The sequence below is a fragment of the Klebsiella sp. A-Nf5 genome (assembly GCF_002810545.1).
Taxonomy (GTDB): Bacteria; Pseudomonadota; Gammaproteobacteria; order Enterobacterales; family Enterobacteriaceae; genus Klebsiella; species Klebsiella variicola.
In genome coordinates this window covers 1-525 of record NZ_PIOG01000020.1, presented here as the reverse complement: position 1 = coordinate 525, position 525 = coordinate 1, and the positions used below count along the sequence as shown (strand labels likewise).

Genomic DNA, 525 nt, shown 5'->3' with positions numbered 1-525 from the left:
CTGAACATTCACAATCGCAGCAGCACGCCTTATAAAGTGCAGATCTGGCTGGACGCCGGACTCAATACCTCGCGCGTCGGCCTGCCGATAGTGGCGACGCCGCCGCAGGTCTATTTATCGCCGCAACAATCCGCCCAGCTGCGCTTTATCTATTTCGGCGGCGGGCTGCCCGGCGATCGGGAAAGCGTGTACTGGGTCAATATCCAGGAGACGCCTCCCGCAGCCGTCGGCACGCATACGCTGCAATTTGTCGTCCGTACCCGCCTGAAGCTCTTTTATCGTCCGCCCGCCATCACCACCACCCTCGCCAGAGAGGTGCAAAAGCTGCAGTGGCAGCAGAGCGGGAATAACCTGCGTTTTACCAACTCAGGCCCACTGCATATCACCCTGGTCAACGGGACGCTGATCGATAATAAAGGCCACCTCTCGCCGATGAGAAACGTGATGCTCCGCCCGTACAGCAGCCATACCGTGATGACCACCGACAGCACTCGCCTGTACCAGCTGAACTATATCGACGACTAC

At 58.7% G+C, this 525-nt stretch carries 1 protein-coding gene; it reads left to right on the top strand.

Going from position 1 to position 525, the window contains the following annotated elements:
• Nucleotides 1-525, top strand: a 525-nt coding sequence (locus tag CWM53_RS00905; RefSeq protein ID WP_100750710.1) for a molecular chaperone, incomplete at both ends; no start/stop codon positions are given.